Source organism: Alkalimonas amylolytica, from assembly GCF_900107845.1.
Classification (GTDB): Bacteria; Pseudomonadota; Gammaproteobacteria; order Enterobacterales; family Alteromonadaceae; genus Alkalimonas; species Alkalimonas amylolytica.
This window is the reverse complement of sequence record NZ_FNRM01000010.1, coordinates 46,691-65,222: the sequence shown is the minus strand read 5'-3', so window position 1 is coordinate 65,222 and position 18,532 is coordinate 46,691. Positions and strand designations below refer to the sequence as shown.

At 53.7% G+C, this 18,532-nt stretch carries 14 protein-coding genes; 13 read left to right on the top strand and 1 reads right to left on the bottom strand.

The window, feature by feature from the left end:
* Window positions 1-63: 63 nt before the first annotated feature.
* Window positions 64-1,296 (bottom strand): MFS transporter, encoded by a 1,233-nt coding sequence (locus BLW37_RS16180; RefSeq protein WP_091344805.1) that lies wholly within the window; start codon window positions 1,294-1,296, stop codon window positions 64-66.
* Between the two features lie 193 nt (window positions 1,297-1,489).
* Here BLW37_RS16180 and BLW37_RS19030 point away from each other — a divergent pair, with 193 nt between their 5' ends.
* From BLW37_RS19030 to BLW37_RS16115, 13 genes are all read left to right on the top strand, one after another.
* Window positions 1,490-1,864 (top strand): c-type cytochrome, encoded by a 375-nt coding sequence (locus tag BLW37_RS19030; RefSeq protein WP_091344803.1) that lies wholly within the window; start codon window positions 1,490-1,492, stop codon window positions 1,862-1,864.
* Window positions 1,865-2,076: 212 nt separating this feature from the next.
* On the top strand, window positions 2,077-3,099 hold the full coding sequence (locus BLW37_RS16170; protein ID WP_139243739.1) for a beta propeller repeat protein: 1,023 nt from the start codon (window positions 2,077-2,079) through the stop codon (window positions 3,097-3,099).
* A gap of 80 nt (window positions 3,100-3,179) precedes the next feature.
* Window positions 3,180-4,067, top strand: coding sequence for a substrate-binding periplasmic protein (locus tag BLW37_RS16165; RefSeq protein WP_091344800.1), 888 nt, complete (start codon window positions 3,180-3,182; stop codon window positions 4,065-4,067).
* A gap of 30 nt (window positions 4,068-4,097) precedes the next feature.
* Window positions 4,098-6,140 (top strand): S9 family peptidase, encoded by a 2,043-nt coding sequence (locus BLW37_RS16160; protein WP_171907655.1) that lies wholly within the window; start codon window positions 4,098-4,100, stop codon window positions 6,138-6,140.
* Window positions 6,141-6,236: 96 nt separating this feature from the next.
* Window positions 6,237-8,558, top strand: coding sequence for a putative bifunctional diguanylate cyclase/phosphodiesterase (locus BLW37_RS16155; protein WP_091344796.1), 2,322 nt, complete (start codon window positions 6,237-6,239; stop codon window positions 8,556-8,558).
* A gap of 61 nt (window positions 8,559-8,619) precedes the next feature.
* Window positions 8,620-9,684 (top strand): DUF3083 family protein, encoded by a 1,065-nt coding sequence (locus BLW37_RS16150; protein WP_091344795.1) that lies wholly within the window; start codon window positions 8,620-8,622, stop codon window positions 9,682-9,684.
* Between the two features lie 159 nt (window positions 9,685-9,843).
* Complete coding sequence (locus tag BLW37_RS16145) at window positions 9,844-10,692, top strand: hypothetical protein (protein ID WP_139243738.1); 849 nt, start codon at window positions 9,844-9,846, stop codon at window positions 10,690-10,692.
* Between the two features lie 141 nt (window positions 10,693-10,833).
* Window positions 10,834-11,292 carry a YciI family protein gene (locus tag BLW37_RS16140; RefSeq protein WP_091344790.1) on the top strand — a complete coding sequence of 153 codons (459 nt, stop codon included), beginning with the start codon at window positions 10,834-10,836 and terminating at the stop codon, window positions 11,290-11,292.
* Between the two features lie 25 nt (window positions 11,293-11,317).
* Window positions 11,318-11,929 carry a YigZ family protein gene (locus BLW37_RS16135; RefSeq protein WP_091344788.1) on the top strand — a complete coding sequence of 204 codons (612 nt, stop codon included), beginning with the start codon at window positions 11,318-11,320 and terminating at the stop codon, window positions 11,927-11,929.
* 101 nt (window positions 11,930-12,030) lie between these two features.
* Window positions 12,031-15,696 (top strand): ATP-binding protein, encoded by a 3,666-nt coding sequence (locus tag BLW37_RS16130; protein WP_091344786.1) that lies wholly within the window; start codon window positions 12,031-12,033, stop codon window positions 15,694-15,696.
* Entirely contained in the window at window positions 15,696-16,316 is a 621-nt protein-coding gene (locus tag BLW37_RS16125; protein ID WP_091344784.1) for a hypothetical protein, read from the top strand. Before BLW37_RS16130 ends, BLW37_RS16125 begins: the two co-directional genes overlap by 1 nt.
* Window positions 16,316-17,557, top strand: a complete 1,242-nt coding sequence (locus BLW37_RS16120; RefSeq protein ID WP_091344783.1) for a hypothetical protein — start codon at window positions 16,316-16,318, stop codon at window positions 17,555-17,557. Before BLW37_RS16125 ends, BLW37_RS16120 begins: the two co-directional genes overlap by 1 nt.
* Window positions 17,557-18,417: a DUF7281 domain-containing protein gene (locus BLW37_RS16115; protein WP_091344781.1), complete on the top strand. Its 861-nt coding sequence runs from the start codon at window positions 17,557-17,559 to the stop codon at window positions 18,415-18,417. Before BLW37_RS16120 ends, BLW37_RS16115 begins: the two co-directional genes overlap by 1 nt.
* Window positions 18,418-18,532 lie beyond the last annotated feature (115 nt).

Here is an 18,532-nt window from a genome sequence, read left to right as displayed (position 1 = left end):
ACTATTCCCCTTTCGCATCAACGGCTTTGAGCTTAGCTGCAATATCAGCCGGTAGCAATGCACTTAGTCCTGGCTGTCCTGTTGTTTTTCCAACCCTTCTTTGATCATGCTTTCGGAGGATTGGGTTGGTAACATCACAGTGGCACTGGCACGACGCTGACGCTGACGACGATCAAAAAAGCGCAGGTAAAGCGCCATGGTGCCAACAATGACCGGCAAGCTGGCAATAAACCAGAAAAACACCTGGGTACCAACAAAGTGCATCAACAGGCCTGAAATCAGCAAACCGCAGATCGCCCCCTGCCCATTGGCCCGCACCAAAGCACTGCTGGCCCCCACCATCTGTTCTTTATTCAGATAATCATTGGTATAGGCCACCACCATGGAGAAAATCGGCAACATCACAGCACCAAACGCAAAGTAGCTGACATAGAGCAGGTAGATCTGCTCATTACCCAAGGTCGATATCCAGAGCGCCATGATACAGGAAGCAAAAGCACAGCCAGCAATCACCAAACGCCGATCAAACCGATCGGACAGTTTTCCCAGCTGAAATTGAAAGCAAAGCGCACCAAAAATCAGGCAGGCTACCAGGTTGGCGATCTGTGTCAGCTCCAGGCCGAGGCGGGAAAAATACACAGGCCCTAGACCGAATAAAGAGGCATAGGCAAACTGCATTAAGAAACAACCAATGATCCCTAAAGGGGCAACCCGCATCAGCTCACCAGCACGCATTTTTTGCGGTGGTCCAAAAGGTGGTGTGCTAGTTGGGGTAATTAACAGTGGGATGACCGCAGCACTGATGAGAATGGAGACCAGGGTAAACTGCAGAAAATCACGCGGATCACCGATGTAAAGCAAAAACTGCCCCAGACCAATACCACCAAACAACATCATCACATACAACGACATGAGTTTGCCGCGATTCTGATTGGTGGCCCCGGCATTGATCCAGCTTTCAGCAATGACAAAAATGGCTGAAAAACAAAAACCCGATACCATGCGAAGCACAAACCAGACGCCGGTATTCACCCAGATGGCATGCACCAGAATGCTGATCGATGCCAGCGCCGCCAAAGCGGCGAAGGCCCGGATATGTCCCACCCGATGGATCATTTTGGGCGCTCGGATAGCTCCCAACAAAAAGCCAATGAAATAACCCGCCAAAATCATACCGGTACTGGCGCTGCTAAAGCCTTCCATTTCAGCCCGAATCGACAACAAGGTATTTTGCAGGCCGGTGGTCATGCCGACGATCAGCATCCCCAACAGCAATGGCCAGATGGTTCGTATCATTGCAAACAAAGCAAAGTCCTTGTAGTAGCAAAGCTGGAGCTTGAATTAACGCACTGAAGTTCAATAAGATTAGCAAAAGCAAACCGGTCAGGCCAGCGTCCACTTTAACCACAAAAGAGTACGCACAACGCAGACTGGTGTTCTTTGCCAGTCTGTGGCAGGCTGCCAGAAAACCAAGGAGTAAAAGCATAGCATGAATCAATGTATCCGCCTTTTGATCTTCGTCAGTATTGGCGTCTTCGCTGCAGGTTGCTCCGAACCCGCTAAGGTCACCGATACAGCCAAACCCGATCCCTGGGCGGCGCTTTCCGACAGTGAACGTGAGCTACTTCGTCATGGCGAAGCCAGAGCCCGCAGCTGCGCAGCATGCCATGGCCCCCAGGGCATTTCCCGCAACCGCATGTACCCCAGCATTGCCGGTATGAGTGCCGAGGATATGACCACAGCTTTAAAAGCCTATCGCAGCGGTGACATCGTCAACCCACTCATGTCTCCTCAAGCCAGGGGATTATCGGATGACGACATTGCAGCGCTGGCTTTTTACTTCACTCAACAACAAGTCGATTGAAAGCTTGCGAGCCTATGTAAGATGGATTAAGTTAGTTGCTTACTCAAGGTTAATCCATGTGAACAACTATGCGCTATGCTTCGATACTTATATCCTGCAGTCTGCTAATGTTAATATCCTGTGGTGGAGGCGAATCTACTCAATCGTTGCCACCACCCGTTTCTACGCCTGTCCCTGAGCCTGAACCTGAACCAGCACCTTTTGGTGTTCAGTTGAGCGGATTAAATGGCCTGATCGTAGGTGAATTACAACTTAGCGAGCAGTATCTGTTTGCACTCACCAATGCCGGACTGTTCCGGGCTGATCTAAGCACCATGGAATGGCAAGCCCTTGGTTTTGAGGATACACAAGTCTTATCCCTGGCTCGTATTGCCGATCATCATTTGCTGGCAGGTGTTCAGCAGCAGGATGATGAGGGTTACCCTGTTTTTAGCCTGTATGAAACCACCGATGCTGGCCACAGCTGGCTGGAAATCAAACACAACTTTGGCCATTACGAGACAGAAAACGAACAGGGTAAAAATCAGATATTCCGCGCCGAACCACCTTTCGCGCTTATCTATGAACCCGACAGTGCGACCCTCTACGGGTCTGGTTACGACGTGCTGGCCCGCTCCACAGATTATGGTCTGAGCTGGCAAGTCCTCCATGGTGGCTGGGGTATGTTCAGCCAACCCAACACAGCTCTTGCCATCAACCCGACAAAAACGGAGGTCTGGTCTGGTGGTCAGGGCTTGATTGAAAACCCCTTGCTGTATCAATTCAAACTTCAGACCGATGAACTGGTTGAGCACCATACCGCTATTCACCAGGTGTTGAGTCATCCAAACAACTTAGGCCCGGCCGTGGTTTATTCAATCCGCTTTTTTGCTGACCAACCAAACGCCGTCTTTATCACCGGCGAAGGAGGCATTGCTATAAGTGAAAATGGAGGTGAGGATTGGCGGAACTTACTGGGTGATGTGGACTTTCGCTTTTACTACGATGTGTTGCAAGATCCTAGCTCATCTCGCCTATACACAGCTGGCTGGAACAAAGAGTTCGATTTACCACAGCCTCTGATCATTGAATGGTCTGATGACCATGGGCAAAGCTGGCAAAGCTTCCAATACCCTTCCAGCAGCCTTTATGGTGGGGTTCGCAGTATGGTGATGCATCAGGAGCAAGGAGAGCACACACTGTTTCTTGGGCTTTATAAAGGAGGCGTTGTCCAGGTCAAACCAAGGCTTCCCTGAAACCAGGCTGGCTTTGACAGAGCCAGCCTAGTTTGCCAAGATAACGGCACCTCAGCTACCTCTGCCCACGGGAATCCGTTATGTTGCAAAAACTCACCCAGCCTTGCCTGTTCATCATGCTCAGCCTGTTTCTGGCTGCCTGCTCTCCGGAGCCGGTCGTCTCATTAAGCCCGCTTGAGCAAGACAGTGGCGATACCTTCCAGCAGGCACAACAACAAGGTCAGGCGAGCCTGACAGTGCTGTATGTGCCGGCCGAAGGTTTTGCTTACACCAATGCTGCCGGTGAGCTAACCGGCGTCAGCGTTGAAATTATGCGGGACTTTGCTCGCTGGGCCGAGCGCCATCATCGCATCCGGTTGCAGCTTAACTTTGTAGCCGAGACCAACTGGCAACATTTCTACCAACGCGTGATGATGGCAGAAGGCGGCGTCTTTGGCCTCGGCAATGTCACCATCACCGAAGCCCGCAAGCAGGAGCTGCAGTTCTCGTCCCCATACATGAATAATGTTGCCGCCCTAATCACCCATCAGGATATTACCGAACTGCAGGATTGGGACGATTTTGCCAATCATTTTGCTGAACTTGAACCACTGGCATTTTCCGGTACCTTGCATGAAGTACGTATTCGCCGCCTGCGTGATACCTATCAACCGGATCTAGCCATACAACGCGTTACATCCAACCCGGATTTGCTGGAGCTGGTCGCATCCGGCACCTTCTACAGCTACGTTGATGCTTACAATTACTGGCGCGCCCGTCAGGCCGGTATGCCACTGCGCGATCATCCGTTAGCCGCAGAAACCGATGAAACCTTTGGGTTTATTATGCCGCTTAATAGCGACTGGTCGCAGTTTATGCAGGCCTTCTTTGCCGCAGAAGGAGGGTACCGTAACAGTGCCAGCTACCGCCAGATCATGCAGCAGCATTTAGGGCAGGAATTGGCTGAGCTATTGCTTGGTCACGAATAAGTGATACAGGAGTCAATCCGAATGATGTCGATGCAAACCTCTGTCCGCCATTGGCTTGGTTTTGTTTTGTTGTGCTGCTGGCTGCCATTGGCGCAGGCTGAATTAGCGCATTTTAGTGCCGAGGATATTTTTGAACTGGAGTTTGCCAGTGATGTGCAAATTTCGCCGGATGGCCAGTACATTGTGTTTGTGCGCAACAGCAACAATATTCAGCAGGACAACACCCTGCAACGTTTGTGGATTGTCGATACCAATACTGGTCAGCATTGGCCACTGCTGGACGATGAATTTCAGTACAGCCAGCCACGCTGGGCCCCCGACAGTAACCGCATCGCCTTTATCTCCAATCGTAGCGGCAGCGAACAAATTCACGTGCATTGGCTGACACAACGCCGTACCGCCCGAATCAGTAACCTGACCCACCGCCCCGAGCAGCTGGCCTGGTCACCGGATGGGCAGCAACTGGCATTTTTGATGGAAGTGCCTGCTGAGCCAACCGACTTTGCCCGCAGTGTGTATCGGCCGAAAGCGCCAAAAGGTGCTGAATGGGCCGCTACCCCAGTGATCGTTGAACGCACCTATTACCAGCAAGATGGCCGTGGGCTGCTGGAGTCGGCTTATCGTCAAATTTTTGTTGTCCCAGCTGCTGGCGGCAGTGCCCGCCAGCTGACGGAAGGCCCTTACCTGCATCAGGGGCCTCTGGCCTGGGCACCCGATAGCCAGCGCTTAGTATTCTCTGCCAACCGCAACAGCGATTGGGAGTATCAACCACGTCAAGCCGATTTGTATCAAGTGCAGCTTAAAAACGGCAGTGTTCAATCACTGCTGAGTGGTGCTGGCCAACACTATCACCCGGTATTCTCGCCGGATGGCTTGCAACTGGCTTTTTTGTTTGCCTCGGATAAGCCAGTCGCCTACCGCAACAGCAAGTTGCAATTGCTGGATCTGCGTAACAACGAAGTGCAGCCGCTACTAAAGGAGCTGGACCGCTCGGTAGAGAACCCAGTCTGGCAGGACAATCAACAACTGGTGTTTCAATACGAAGACCGTGGCCTTACCAAAGTGGCCCGGGTCACCCTGCGCAACCGGATGGCGGATTTAGTCAGTGACTTATCCGGCGCCAATTCGGGCCGGCCCTATTTAAGCGGCATGTTCAGCCTGTCGGATAAAGGACAGCTCGCTTATACCCGCGGCTCCTCCAAGCGACTGGCCGATGTCGCGCTCTGGCAACATGGCCAGGTGCGCAATCTGACTCAACTGAATGAAGATCTGCTGGGCCAACGCCAGTTGGGAAAGGTGCACGAATTTACCTACCGCTCAAAGCTGGATGAAGAAGAAATTCATGCCTGGTACATCACACCACCGGGGTTTGACCCCAGTAAAAAATACCCGCTGATCCTGGAAATTCATGGCGGTCCGCACCTGCCTTATGGCCCGCATTTTTCCGCCGAGCTGCAGCGCTATGCCGCCGAAGGTTATGTGGTGCTGTACAACAACTACCGCGGCAGCATCTCTTATGGCGAGCGCTTTGCTCTCCTGCTGCAAAACAAATACGCTTCCACCGATGACTTTGCCGATCATATGTCCGGCGTCGATGCGATGATTGCCAAAGGCTTTATCGATGAAAATAATTTGTTTATTGCCGGCGGCTCGGCGGGCGGTATCGCCACCGCTTATGCCATTGGCCTGACCGATCGCTTTAATGCAGCAGCAGCCACCAACCCGGTGATCAACTGGGTCAGCAAAGTGCTCACCGCCGACAGTTACATGGCGCAAATTCAGAATCAGTTTCCGGGCATGCCCTGGGAGCAGCATGAGCATTACTGGCAGCGCTCACCGCTGTCACTGGTGGGTAATGTGACTACACCCACCTTGCTCTTTACCGGCGAGCTGGATCGCCGTACCCCAATGGCCGAAACCGAGCAGTTTTATCAGGCCCTTCGGCTACGGCAAGTGGATACCGCCATGGTGCGGGTGCCAGGTGCTTATCATGGTGTATCCAGTCGCCCCAGTCGAATGATTGCCAAGGTCGAGCACACCCTGGCCTGGTTTGCCCGTTACCGTAAGGAGTGATGGGACGCATAGTACAAAAGCAGTGCCGGTCAGCATTCGATTCTGCCGGCTTTATAGGCTACACTGCCTCTTCATCTGGTTGAGAGGAAAAGAGATTTGGCCAAACTGCGGCAAAACATCTGGTTTCTCTTTGCACTGCTTTTTCTTGGCAGCTGTGTGCTGCTGACTTTTTTCCTGCATCAGCGCTGGCAATTGGTGCTGCAGGAGCACAGCCAACAACAACATACTCAGGTGCAGCAGTTGGCGTCTTCTGTGCAATCGCTGCTTTCCGTACAACAAGTGTTGGCCGATTTATACCACGATCAATTGGTGCAACTTGTGTTGGCCGAGCAATTGGATGTCGAGCAAGGAACCCGACTACTTGACCATCTGATGCAAAATAATCGTTATGCCACCGCTTATGCTGTAGCACGCACTGACGGCGACTTACTGATGGTGAGCTCCAACCGAAGCATTGAGCAGCTGGGTAACCTTCGCCGTTACACCATGGATCATGGTGAGTTTGAACGGGCTCTGGCTTCAGAAAAACTAGAGCTTGGCCGAATCTACTACATTGAATCTTTAGATGCATGGACTTTTCCTGTACGAAAATCGCTTCGATCTGACGATGGCCAAGCTGTGGCTGTCATGGCACTCGGTGTTTCTTTAAAACGCGAACTGAATGCCTTTGTCGCACCATTACTCTTGCCAAAAAAGAACAATGTCGCCCTGATCCGCCAGCAAGATGGCTATTACCAGTTTTTTGCCGGTGAAGTATCGAATTTAGCAGAACGTTATGAGACACCGATTGCACTCAGCGTGTTGCAACAATTGCAAGCCAGATTAGGCGAAAATACCGGGCTTAATCTGCAACAACTCAGATTATCGGAAGAAACTCACAGTGTCCGGCTGGCATTGCCCGAAGGCCGTGTGCAGGCGGTGATCCGCTATTTGCCGGACTATCAGTTATGGGCTGTGTCAAAATTGCACAGTCAGGTGATGCAGGAGGCCTTCTGGCACAGCGCATGGCGTTACCTGTTGGTGTACATTCTAAGCCAACTGTTGTTGCTTTTTCTGGTTCGTACCATAGCACAGGCCGATCGTTCCCGCCGGGCCGAATTGTTATTTGAAGCCACCCACGACCAGCTTACCGCTTTACCAAACCGCAACTATCTTCGCCAATACAAAGGGACCTTGCTGGGTTCTGCAGCGAGCGGTTGCTATTTGCTGTTTCTGGATTTAGACAACTTTAAAACCATCAATGACTCTTTTGGTCATGAGCTGGGGGATACGGTGCTAAAAGAAGTGAGCCGTAGAATTAAGGCGCAGGCCAGTAACTCCGCAGCCATTGTGCGCCACGGTGGTGATGAGTTCCTGATTTTCCTGCCCGCCACTTCCGAGCAGGCTGCCATGCAGCTGGCAAGCGAACTGATCAAGCAATTGTCCAGCCCCTACCAGGTGGAAAAATTACGCTTTGTGCTGGGTGCCAGCATTGGCATTGCTCATTACCCTGACCATGCCAATCAATTGGACGATTTGGTGCGGGCCGCCGACGTCGCTATGTACGAAGCCAAAAAAACCAAAAACAATATCTATCTGTACAGCAAACAACTGGATGCACATTATCAGCGCCGCTTTGCCATCGAGCAACGCCTGAGGACGGCCATCGAGCAACAGCATCTATTTATGGTGTACCAGCCGCAAATCGATAGCAAGGGGCAGCTGTATGGGGTGGAAGCCCTGGTGCGCTGGCAGGATCCTATCGATGGCTTTATCCCACCAGATCAATTTGTACCGGTCGCGGAAAACAGTGGGCAGATGCCGCTGCTCGGCCAGTTTATTCTGCGACAGGCTTTTGCCGACATCAGTAAAATTCAGCAACAGCTCCAGCAACGTTTCCAGCTATCACTCAACATCTCTGTCCGGCAACTGCTGCACAGTGACTTCTTGCCGCAATTGGATGCCCAGATCCAACAACACGAGCTGGTGGCGGAGCAGCTCACTCTGGAGCTGACGGAAAGCATCCTGATTGAGGACCATGATCATGTTTGTCAGCTGCTAGGCAGCATCAAACAGCTCGGCTGCAAAATTTCCATGGACGACTTTGGCACCGGTTACTCTTCACTCAGCATGCTGCGAACACTGCCGGTGGATGAACTGAAGATTGATAAAAGCTTTGTCGATTGCATGCGTGACGACGAAACCTGCCGCAATATGACCGCCAGCATTATTGCCATCGGGCAACGCATGAAGCTGCTGACCATAGCAGAAGGCGTTGAGCACAGCCATGAGCGTGATCTGCTGCTGCAGATGGGCTGTGAACTCTACCAAGGCTACTTCTTTGCCAGGCCGATGCCAGCAGAACAGCTGATTGGCTATCTTCAACAGCAAAGCGCTGACCAGTCAGCAGAAGGAGCAAACTTTAATCCAGGACAATAAAGTAGCCGCCAGTATGGTCTAGACTTAGTGTCATTGCATTCAGGCACCTAAGGAGTCCACTATGGCATCGCACAACCCGCATCGCGTTTACATTCCCACCAATGCCCATTCCAACCAGTATCTGTTGGCCGAAATCAAACTGGACGATGGCTTTTACCGCCACTATGCCAACAGTGAAGACTGCTATCAGGGGCTGGCACAGCAGCTGTTCAGCCTGGCCGATGCGCTGCAGCTACGCAATGTGCATTTAATTGCCAACGACAAACTACCGGTGGTGCGCTTTCATACCGAGTCCTACACTTTCCAGACCGAGAAACAAATTCTGTTTTTCTACAATCCGAAATACCATGAAGGTCAGAACCTATTTGCCACCCCAGGCTATCAAGCGCGTAAAATCCGCTTGCTGTTTCTGGCTACCGGTGAAGAGCTGCGCAGCCAGGCCGCTAACTTCCATGGTAAAGTGGTGCAACTGCTAAAGCAGTTTAAAGCACTGCTAGCCGAGCCGTGCGCCATTAAGCTGCGCGATCATCAGCATTTATCTTACGATCTCTTTGCCAAAACCAAAGGCCACAAAGAAAGTTATGGTTACAAGCTGCGTGGTCTGTACCCACGCTATCAGGCGCGGCAGTGCGAATTACCGGCCGAGCACAGCGAAATCACCTACGTCACTGTGACTTTGCCACTTAGCCGGGCCCTGAAACAGCAGTTGCTGCATGAGCGCAGTGAGGACTTCAGCCCGCTGTATCAGAGCTTGCAGGATAAATTCCAGCAAGCCTGTGCCGGCAAGAAGCTGGACCGGCTGGCGATGGTGGCCAATGGCCTGACCCCGCTGGTACGCAGCAGCAAATGGGATCAGCACGATAAAAATCGTGAACTGCAAAAAATCAGCTTCAACCCGGATTGCAGTGAGCCGCAGTACCTGACCTTCTGGCAAGCCAATAATCTGGTAGAAAGTGCGCATTTTGTGCTGGTGGCAAGCAAGGAAGATCACACCGAAATGGGCTATGGCCGCTTTATGAATCAGGTGGAAGAAGCGCTGCGCAGCTTTGCCAAAAGCATTGGTTTCGATGGCAACCACCAAAACCTGACAGTGCGGTTCTTCCAGCATATCAGTTACGTGCTCTAACAGCATCGGCAGGGGGAGCCCCCCTGCCTCGCTTCACCGCTGCCACCAAGTAAAAATCAATCACAAAATGTAACAAAAACACCCTGCAAAAATCCTTTCGATAACCATTCATACAATGATATAAACGCATTTATTTACTAAAATACTGAATGTTAACCTATGAAAAAAGCAAATCGGTTACGATTTTTTTATCTAATCCCAGTACTGGCTGTCACAGGCTGCAGCATTAATAATCCACCTTATACCTCAATGAGCCTGGTACGGATGGAAAGTCCAGAGCTCAGTGCCAAGCCACTCAGTGTGCAACTGCATACCGGTTATGCTGAAGAGCGCCAATTTACCCTAACCGCGGATGCAGAGCAGCAGGTAAATTATGGCTGCTCTATTTACAGCAGTAGCAACCCGGACTCTATTACCAGTAACCGCTGCAAAAAACGCGATGCCATCTACCGCGCTGGCCTCGCAGTGGCCCCTGGCCTGGAACTAGGCTACACCCGCCACGCCAACCACCGCGTTTCTGCCAAGTATCAATTTGCAGGCCAGCACCGTGAGACTGCCAGCACCGGCAATTGGTCTCAGGCCCTGGTGGTTGGCTATCAATGGCAGCAGGAAGACTTTGATGGAGCGGTAAACTTTTGGACAGACTTTCCGGATAGAAACCAGCGCGCAACCCGCTCAGAGTGGCAACAAAAAACCACTGGCTACGATATTGGCTATGTAGTGGGCTATCGCATAAATCCCTCCCTGCTAATCTATGGCGGCCCTTACATCTACAAAGGGGATTTGAAAGGCGAGCAAATGTTAACGGTTCAGCAAAATAGCGAAAATAGCCAGCTCAACTTTGATCTTAACAGTGCCGGCCGTCAAACTGGCGCCAATATCGCCTTGCAGTTCAATTTCGGCCAGTATTTCCTGCTGCAATCCGAGCTGGTGTACTCGCAATTGCGTTGGGAAGATGCCCGGAAAAATGCCACTCAACTCAATCTGATGTTCGGTGTGCAATTCTAATGCAGTAGTTATTAGACCGGCTGGTACTGCTTGGCCGCCGATATAGCCCCTGCCTGCCGGACTTCGACTAGCGGCCCCCATTGCAATTTCCAGCGGGCTAACTCACACTGAAATGAGTATTTTACCACTGGAAATTTCACCATGACCGCTCTTCGTATACTGCTTTGCCTGGTTGCAATGGTTCTGATGCCGGTAAGCCATGCTGAAACAGCAGCCGGGTTTGATGCTGATCTGGCCAAACAACTTGGCGCTGATAGCTACGGCATGAGCCGTTACGTGCTGGTACTGCTGAAAGCCGGCCCCAACCGTCAGCAGGATCCACAGACAGCGAGCGAGCTGCAGCGCGGCCATATGGCGGCCATCAACCACCTGGCCAATGAAGGAAAGCTGGTGCTGGCTGGCCCGATGCTGGCTGGTGGTGAACTTCGCGGTATCTTTATTTTAAATACTGCCGAGCCGGACGAGGCTCAGCAATGGTTGCAAGCCGATCCGGCCATTCAAGCAGGTCGCCTGCAGGCTGAGCTACACCCCTGGTATGGTTCGGCTGCTTTGAAACAAGTGAACCAGCTGCATCAGCAAATCAGTGCAAAACAGCCCTGATGTCTATGGCTGAAAATTATTGTATATGATGTCTTTTACAGAGCTGTCCGCCCCAGTCAAACACAGCATGACCGAGAAAAACAGCGATTTTCTAGCCTTTTTGCAGCCGGTACAAAACCGCGATGAGGCCATGCAGTGGGTCGAGCAGTACCGTGCACGCTACCGCGATGCCAGCCATGTCTGCTGGGCGTATAGTATCGGCAATACCCGTCAGCCAGAGGCGCAAGCCTGCAGCGATGATGGCGAGCCGAGCGGCACCGCCGGCCGGCCGATGCTGCATGTGCTGACTGAACGGGAGCTTGGCAACAGCCTGGCGGTGGTGGTGCGCTATTTTGGTGGCGTCAAACTGGGTGCCGGTGGTCTGGTACGGGCTTATTCTGCTGCGGTCTCCCAAGCCGCACAACTGGCTGAGCTTGCTACCGTCAGCCCACAGACAGAACTTGCCATTCAGCTTGGCTTTGCCGATGAAAGCAAAGTACGGCAACTGCTGAGCGAGTATCAGGGCGAGCTAATAAGCAGCGATTACAGCCACCTGGTCACCCTGACCATCCGGCTGCCACAAAGCGCTGAAGCCGCCTTTTGCCAGCAACTGAGCAACCTGACTGCAGGCAGTGCCGTCATTGACAACAACAGCTGATTTCCTCTTTGGCATTTCCCTCTATTCCATGGATAATAGCCGTTATAACACGACAAAAATGACCCCATGGCAGCCGAATCGGGCTGCCGACAGGATGCGCTATGTCTCAATTACTTCGTATTGTGCTGCTTCATACCCATTTGCCGGGTGTGGTGGAGTTGCAGCTTGATCAACACACCAATATTTGTGGCACCAATGCTTCGGGTAAAACCACGCTACAGCGGTTGGTGCCGGTATTTTATGGCGAGCAGCCAAACCGGGTGGTGCCAAAGACCCGCAAAAAATTCGATGAATTTTACCTGCCCTATGCCAACAGCTACCTGATCTACGAATACCAGCGCGAAAATGGCGATGTCTGCCAGGTGGTGCTGACCAAAAAGAGCGATGGCGGTGTTGAGTACCGTTTTGTTGCTGCACCTTACCAGAGCGATTTCTACCTGCAGCAAAGCGAAGAAGGCGTGAAGGCGCTGAGCTACAGCGATTGGGCCAGCGCCATGCGCGCCCGGCCTGATGTGCAGGTGTCCGCCAAAATCAGTGCCACCAGCGAGTACCGCAGCATTATTCAAAACGACGCCGCCGCGCTGCGTGGCAACAATGCCGACAGCGTCAAACTGCGCCGGCTGGCGGCTAGTTTCAGCCTGGTCGCCAGTGGCCACAAGCTGCGTCATATCGAAAAGCTGGTCAGCGCCGTCCATGCCAAAGAAGGCAAGATGGATACGCTAAAAGCGATGCTGGCGGCTATTTTTGAAGAAGATGGCGTGACGCTACCGACCACCAAGGTAAAAAACACCAAGGCACGGGACTGGATCCAGCAGATGCGCCAATCGATGCGGCTGGACCGGTTGCAACAGGATTTCGAGCGGCTGCAACAACTGGCATTGCAACTGGATGGTGCCGAAGCCCAGTTGGCGGCTTTGCTGCCCCTGCTGGAGCAGGATGAGCAGCAGTTAAAGCAACAACGCGCCGATGCCGAGCAGCAGGTGCAAAGCCTGCGTCAGCAATTGCAAAGCGCCAAAGATCAGTATCAGCAACAGCAACTGGAGCACAACAGCCAACTGGCCAAAGTGGAAGCCGATCTGCATGAAACCTCAGCCCGGTTGGATCGCTTGCAGCAACAGTACGATGACTTTGACAGCAAAGACATGCCGAAACTGCAGCGCGATACCGATGCGCTGCCGCTGTGGCGCGAAACCCTGCAAGAACTGGCGGAACAGTACCAATTGATGGTGGAGCAGCACGGCGATATGGAGCGTCAGCTGGAGCAGCGCAAAGCCAAGCTGGCAGAGTCCTTTAATCGCTTAAGCGAGCAGCACAGAGCCAAGGCCAAGCAGCTGCAGCTACAAAAGGACCAGACCCGCGAGCAACAAGACAACAAACTGGCTGCGCTGGAGCAGGCCTTTCAAAGCCGGTTGCAAGAGCAGCAGCAAGCCTTTGCCAATCAACTCAGTGAATGCCACAGTGCTATCGCCGTGTTGCACAGCCAGCTAAGCGCCTCACCGCTGACCGAAGCCGAGCACGACGAGCTGCGCGCCGCCGAGCTGCGGCTGGAGCAAGCCCAGCAGCAAGCCCAGCAGCAGGCGCGGCAGATGCAGCAACTGCAAAAGCAGCACCAGCAAGCGCAGCAACAGCGTGAGCAGGCCGACCAGCAGTTGGAAACCAGCCGCAAAGCCCTGCACAGCGCCGAGCAGCAGCTGCAAAACCTGCATCGCCAACTAAGCCCCGAACAAGGCAGTTTGCGCCATTTCCTGCGGCTGCATTACAACGGCTGGGAGCAGAAGCTCGGCAAAGTGCTGGACGAACGCCTGCTGGAGCGGCACGACTTGCAGCCGCATCTGCTGGAGCTGACCGACAGCCTCTATGGCCTGCAGCTGGATATAGCCGCCATCGACACCCCGGACTACGCCCAGGATGAAGCCGCCATTCGTCACCGCATTCACAGTGCCGAACAGCAGCTGGAGCAGGCCAACAGCAACAAAGCGGCGGCCGAGAAAGCATTAAAAGACAAGTACGAGCAAGCCGAACTGGCCCGGGCACAACTGGAGCAGGCCGAATGGCAACTGACCCAGTACGAGCAAAACATCGACTACGCCCGCGATGCCCGCAACCGTTTAGAAGCCCAGCAGCGCGAGCTGGTGAAACAGCGCCAGGCCTGCGTACGCTCGGAACTGAGCAGCCGTCAGCAGCAACTGGAAAAACTGCAGCACCAGCAACAACAGGATCTGCACGGCCTCAAAGACGACCACAACAGCCAGAAAATGGAGCTAAAAGCCGACTGGCAGGCCGAACTGCAGGTGTTCGATGAGCAGATGGACGAGCTGGAGCGTCAACTGGAGCGCAAGCGCGAAGACAACAAAAGCCAGCTGCGCGAACTGCAGCAAGCCTTTGCCGAAGAGCTCTCCGCCAAAGGCATCGATCCGCGCCGTCTGACCGAGTTAAAGCAAAAGCAGGACCAGCTGAAAACCGAGATCCAGAGCGTGACCGAGCGTCAGAATGAACTGAGCGCCTGGCAAAGCTTTATGCAGCTGGACTGGCAGCAGCTACGGCCCAAGCTGCTGGAGCAGGAAACCACGCTGAAACAGCAACAACGCACGGGCCGTCAGGCGCTGGAACAACTAAAAGCCGATTACAGCCAGCAGCAAAAACAGCTGGATGTGCGCAAGCAACAGCATCAGGAACAGATGCAACACGCCGAGCAGCGGCTGGTGCAATTAAAACCTTGCCTGAGCAAGCTGGCCGAGCTGCACCTGAGCAGCGTGAAACCAGCCAGCCTGGCAGCCTGCGCCGATGTGATTGAACGGTTGTCCCGTACCAACGAAGCACTGGAACAGCGCAGCAAGCTCGATGGCGCGCTGAAGCTGGCGATGGAGCAGTTTGAAAGCATGCTGAGTAAAGATGCCGGCCCTGAGTTCCTGGATCGGCTGGAGCATGAAAAACGCAAATTGCCCGACTACGCCGGCAAGCGCGAGCAGTTGCCGATCCTGTCCGATTTGCTGCGTATTTTAAAAGACGCCCAGCAGCAACTGCTGGAGATGGGCGAAAACATCGGCGGCGATCTGAAAAAGTTCTTCACCGTCTTTAGCGACATCAACCGCCGTATTGCGCTGCAAAGCCGCCGTTTAAGCGAAGCCGTGGCCGACGATCTGGTGCTGGAAGGCATCAGCCGCTCAGAAGTTCGCATTCTATCCACCATCGACGAGCTGGGTTTCTGGCAACCGCTGAAGCACTTCGCCAAGCTGTACGACGACTGGGGTGCCTCTGGCAAAGCCCTGCCCTCCGAACAATACTTAAACGCCCTGGCCGATGTGGTCGAGCTGCTGCGCGCCGACGAGCAGTACAGCATCGAATCCCTGCTGCGGCTGGAATTGCATTTAAGCGAAGGCGGCTCCGAGCTGGTGATTAAGAACGATCGCCAGCTGCTGGAGTCCTCCAGCCATGGCATGGCCTACCTGATCCTGTGCAAATACCTGCTGGCCTTTACCCGCTTGCTGCGCGGCGAGGCCAAGGTCAGCATTCACTGGCCGATTGATGAAATCGGTACCCTGGCCTACCACAACGTGGAAAAACTGTTCCAGGCTTGCAGCAGCAACAACATTGTCATTGTCGGTGCCTTCCCGAACCCGGAGTCCGATGTGCTGATGCTGTTCCAGCACCGCTATCTGATTGAGCCCAGCCAGCAGGACCCGAGCAAGCGCCAGCTCAAACGCATTCAACCCAAAGTCAGCCGCCTTGCTGAGCGGCTGGCACAGAAACAGCAGGAGGCCAGCTGATGCTGCAACACGGCCCTTTACTGGAACGGCTGCTGGCCGGTGACTTTATCTGTCAAATCAGCGACGAAGATGGCTATCGCCACCTGAGCGATGAACAAACCCAGCAGGAGATCAACCACTACCTGCGGCCGTTAAACCGCCGGCTGGTTAGCAATGACGATGGCTCGGTGTTTTATCTCGGTTACCACGAGCTGAGCAAAGAAGCCCGCGAGCATCTAAGCAGCCAGTTTGCCCTGACGGTGCAATCCTTGCTGCCTTTGCTGGAATGGTTGCAACTGGTGCAGGAAACCCTGGGCCGCGACAGCGCCCTGACCGCCGGCGATACCATCAAGCTGCAGGAGTTTGTGCTGCGCACCGAAGACAACCAGAGCCTGCGCCAGCGCCTGAACGCCCTGGCCAGCGACCGCTTTTTTAACAGCCAGAGCGAGCAACTGGACAGCCAGGTCAAACTGATTTTCCGCCGCTTAAAAGAGCACGGCTATCTGCTGCAACCGCACAGTGAACGCCAGTACTACATCGTCACCGGTAAAATTGATCATCTGCTGGATGTGATCCGCTTTATCCGCGATGAAGAGCAACTGCCGGTAGACGATACCCCCAGTCAGGAGGCACTGCTCTGATGGCCCCGTTGGAACCCAGCCTGGCGTCCAATTTATTCAGCATCGGTGCCGAGCGCCTGGCCTTGCTTGGCAAGCACCACAAAGCGCTGATGCAGGGTTATCTGGATGGCCATATTGATGAAACCGCCTTTAGCGAAGGCGCGCTGAAAAAGCTGATCGCCGCCCGTATTTTATGGCGGCCGGACGAGCAGCAGCCACTGGCACTGCGGCCTTTGGTTAGCGAGCTGATTGCCAGTATGGTGGCCGATGAAAACCGCCGCCAGATCAATGCCGACGTGGCCGAGAAGTTAGAACAAATCCGCAACCGGGTACAGGCCTACCGCGATGCCCAGTTCAAAGGCGATTACAGCGTGGCCGAGCTGCAACTGCAGCGCCTGACCGAGCATGTGCACGATTTAAGCGGCCAGTTTGAAGAGGCCATCGACAGCCTGTGGCACCGCTTAAACAGCGACTTTGGTTTTGTCAGCAGCCTGGACGATAAGATCCGCGAAAACGAACGGGCGCAAAAGCAACTGCGCCGTTTGCTGGATGGCCTGGATTTGCTCGATTTCAACGAGCTGATCGAGCTGTCGGAAGGCAACAACCACCTGCGTAAACTGCTGGTTAGTCAGTTGCAAAATCAGCTCAGCTCCCATCACAGCAGCTTGCTGGAAGTACAAAAGCGGCTGGTGCAACTGCTGGCGAAATTCCGTCAGCAACAGGCCCGCTCCATGCTGATCGCCAATATGGCGGCTTTTTTACGCCAGCACCCCAAATACCAGCCAGCCGATTACCCCAATCGCTCCGAACTGCCAACCTTGTTCAACCAGGCAGCAGCGATCCGGCCACAGGCCGCCATCGCACTGGATAAAGCCAGCGAACGGGCCGTGCTGGCCGAACTGGTCCGCGCCCTGCCAAGGCCCAGCAGTATCGAACTGCCGGAGCAACACAGCGCCAGCTTTGCCGAGCTGATGGTCGATGAAGAAATCGCCGCCCGCCAGCAGGCGCTGAAAACCGATGTGGAAAACTTCTACCTGCGGGTGATCGATCAGGGCGGCAAACTCAGCGCACTCGAGTACCTGGCCCAGCAGAAGCTCGACTGGGACAGCGAGATCTGGTTGTATCAGATCCTGGCCGAATACCAGGCACTACCGCTGGAAGAAAAGCGCATGTTCGGTATTTTGCGCGACGAAGCTCCGGCCAGCAGCGTCAACCAGCTGCTGCTGATCCGCGATATTCAGATCGCCCTGAAGGCCGCCTGATGCAACAGGCGCTGGGGCTGCAGGCACTGAACTGGCTGCGCCAGCTGGAGCTACGGCTGAAAGCCAGCGGCAGCGAAGCCGTAAGCCCCGGCAAAAAAGCGGCAGCTCAGGTGATTGACTGGTGCATTGAGCAGCAACTGTTGCCAGCCCACAGCGCCAGCTTGCCCAAAGTCCGCTTTGATATGGCGCTGCTGGGGGCCATTGCCACAGCCCAGCGCCAGCTCGGCCAGGCCTGTTTTCGCGATAATCTGGCGGCACAAAGCCGGATGGAGGCTGCACAATCCAGCCAGCAGGAATTAAAAAGCGCTGGCTTAAAGCCTCGCCAACAGCGGGTGCTGCTGCGTTTAAATCAACCAACGCAGCAAGCAGGTCTTCATACAGAGTTTATCGACACCGACTGGCAGCAACTACCACTGGACCAATTCGACACCTTGCTGGTAGTGGAAAACCTCGATTGTTTTTACCAACTGGAGCTGTTCACTCTGGAGCTACCCTTCCAGCAGCCGTTGGTGGTTTATCGCGGCGATCGCCTCTACAGCCGGGGCTGCAAAGCACTCAAAACCGCCTGGCTAAGTTTGCAGAAACCAACCATCTACTTCGGTGATTTTGATGGCAAAGGTGTCAGCATCGCTTTGCACGAAGGCTATCAGGCCATGCTGTTACCAGATCTTGCCACTTTGCAACAACAAGCCAGCAGCAGCATGCTGCCGGATACTCAGCTGAAATACCTGCCAGCGATCAAAAGCACTGCCTGCAGCCAGGATTTTCAGCCTTACCAAGCGTTACTTTGTCAGCAACTAAAAGGCCTGCGCCAGCAAAATATGCAACAGCAGCAACTAAAACCAATCAGCCTGACCTAAAGCAATATCAGCAATCACTGACCAAACCAAAGTTATGCTTGCAGTAAGTCTCTGTTCATTTTGAAAGCGCTAGCATCAGACTATTAGATTATTATAATTTCTAAGTACTGGATTG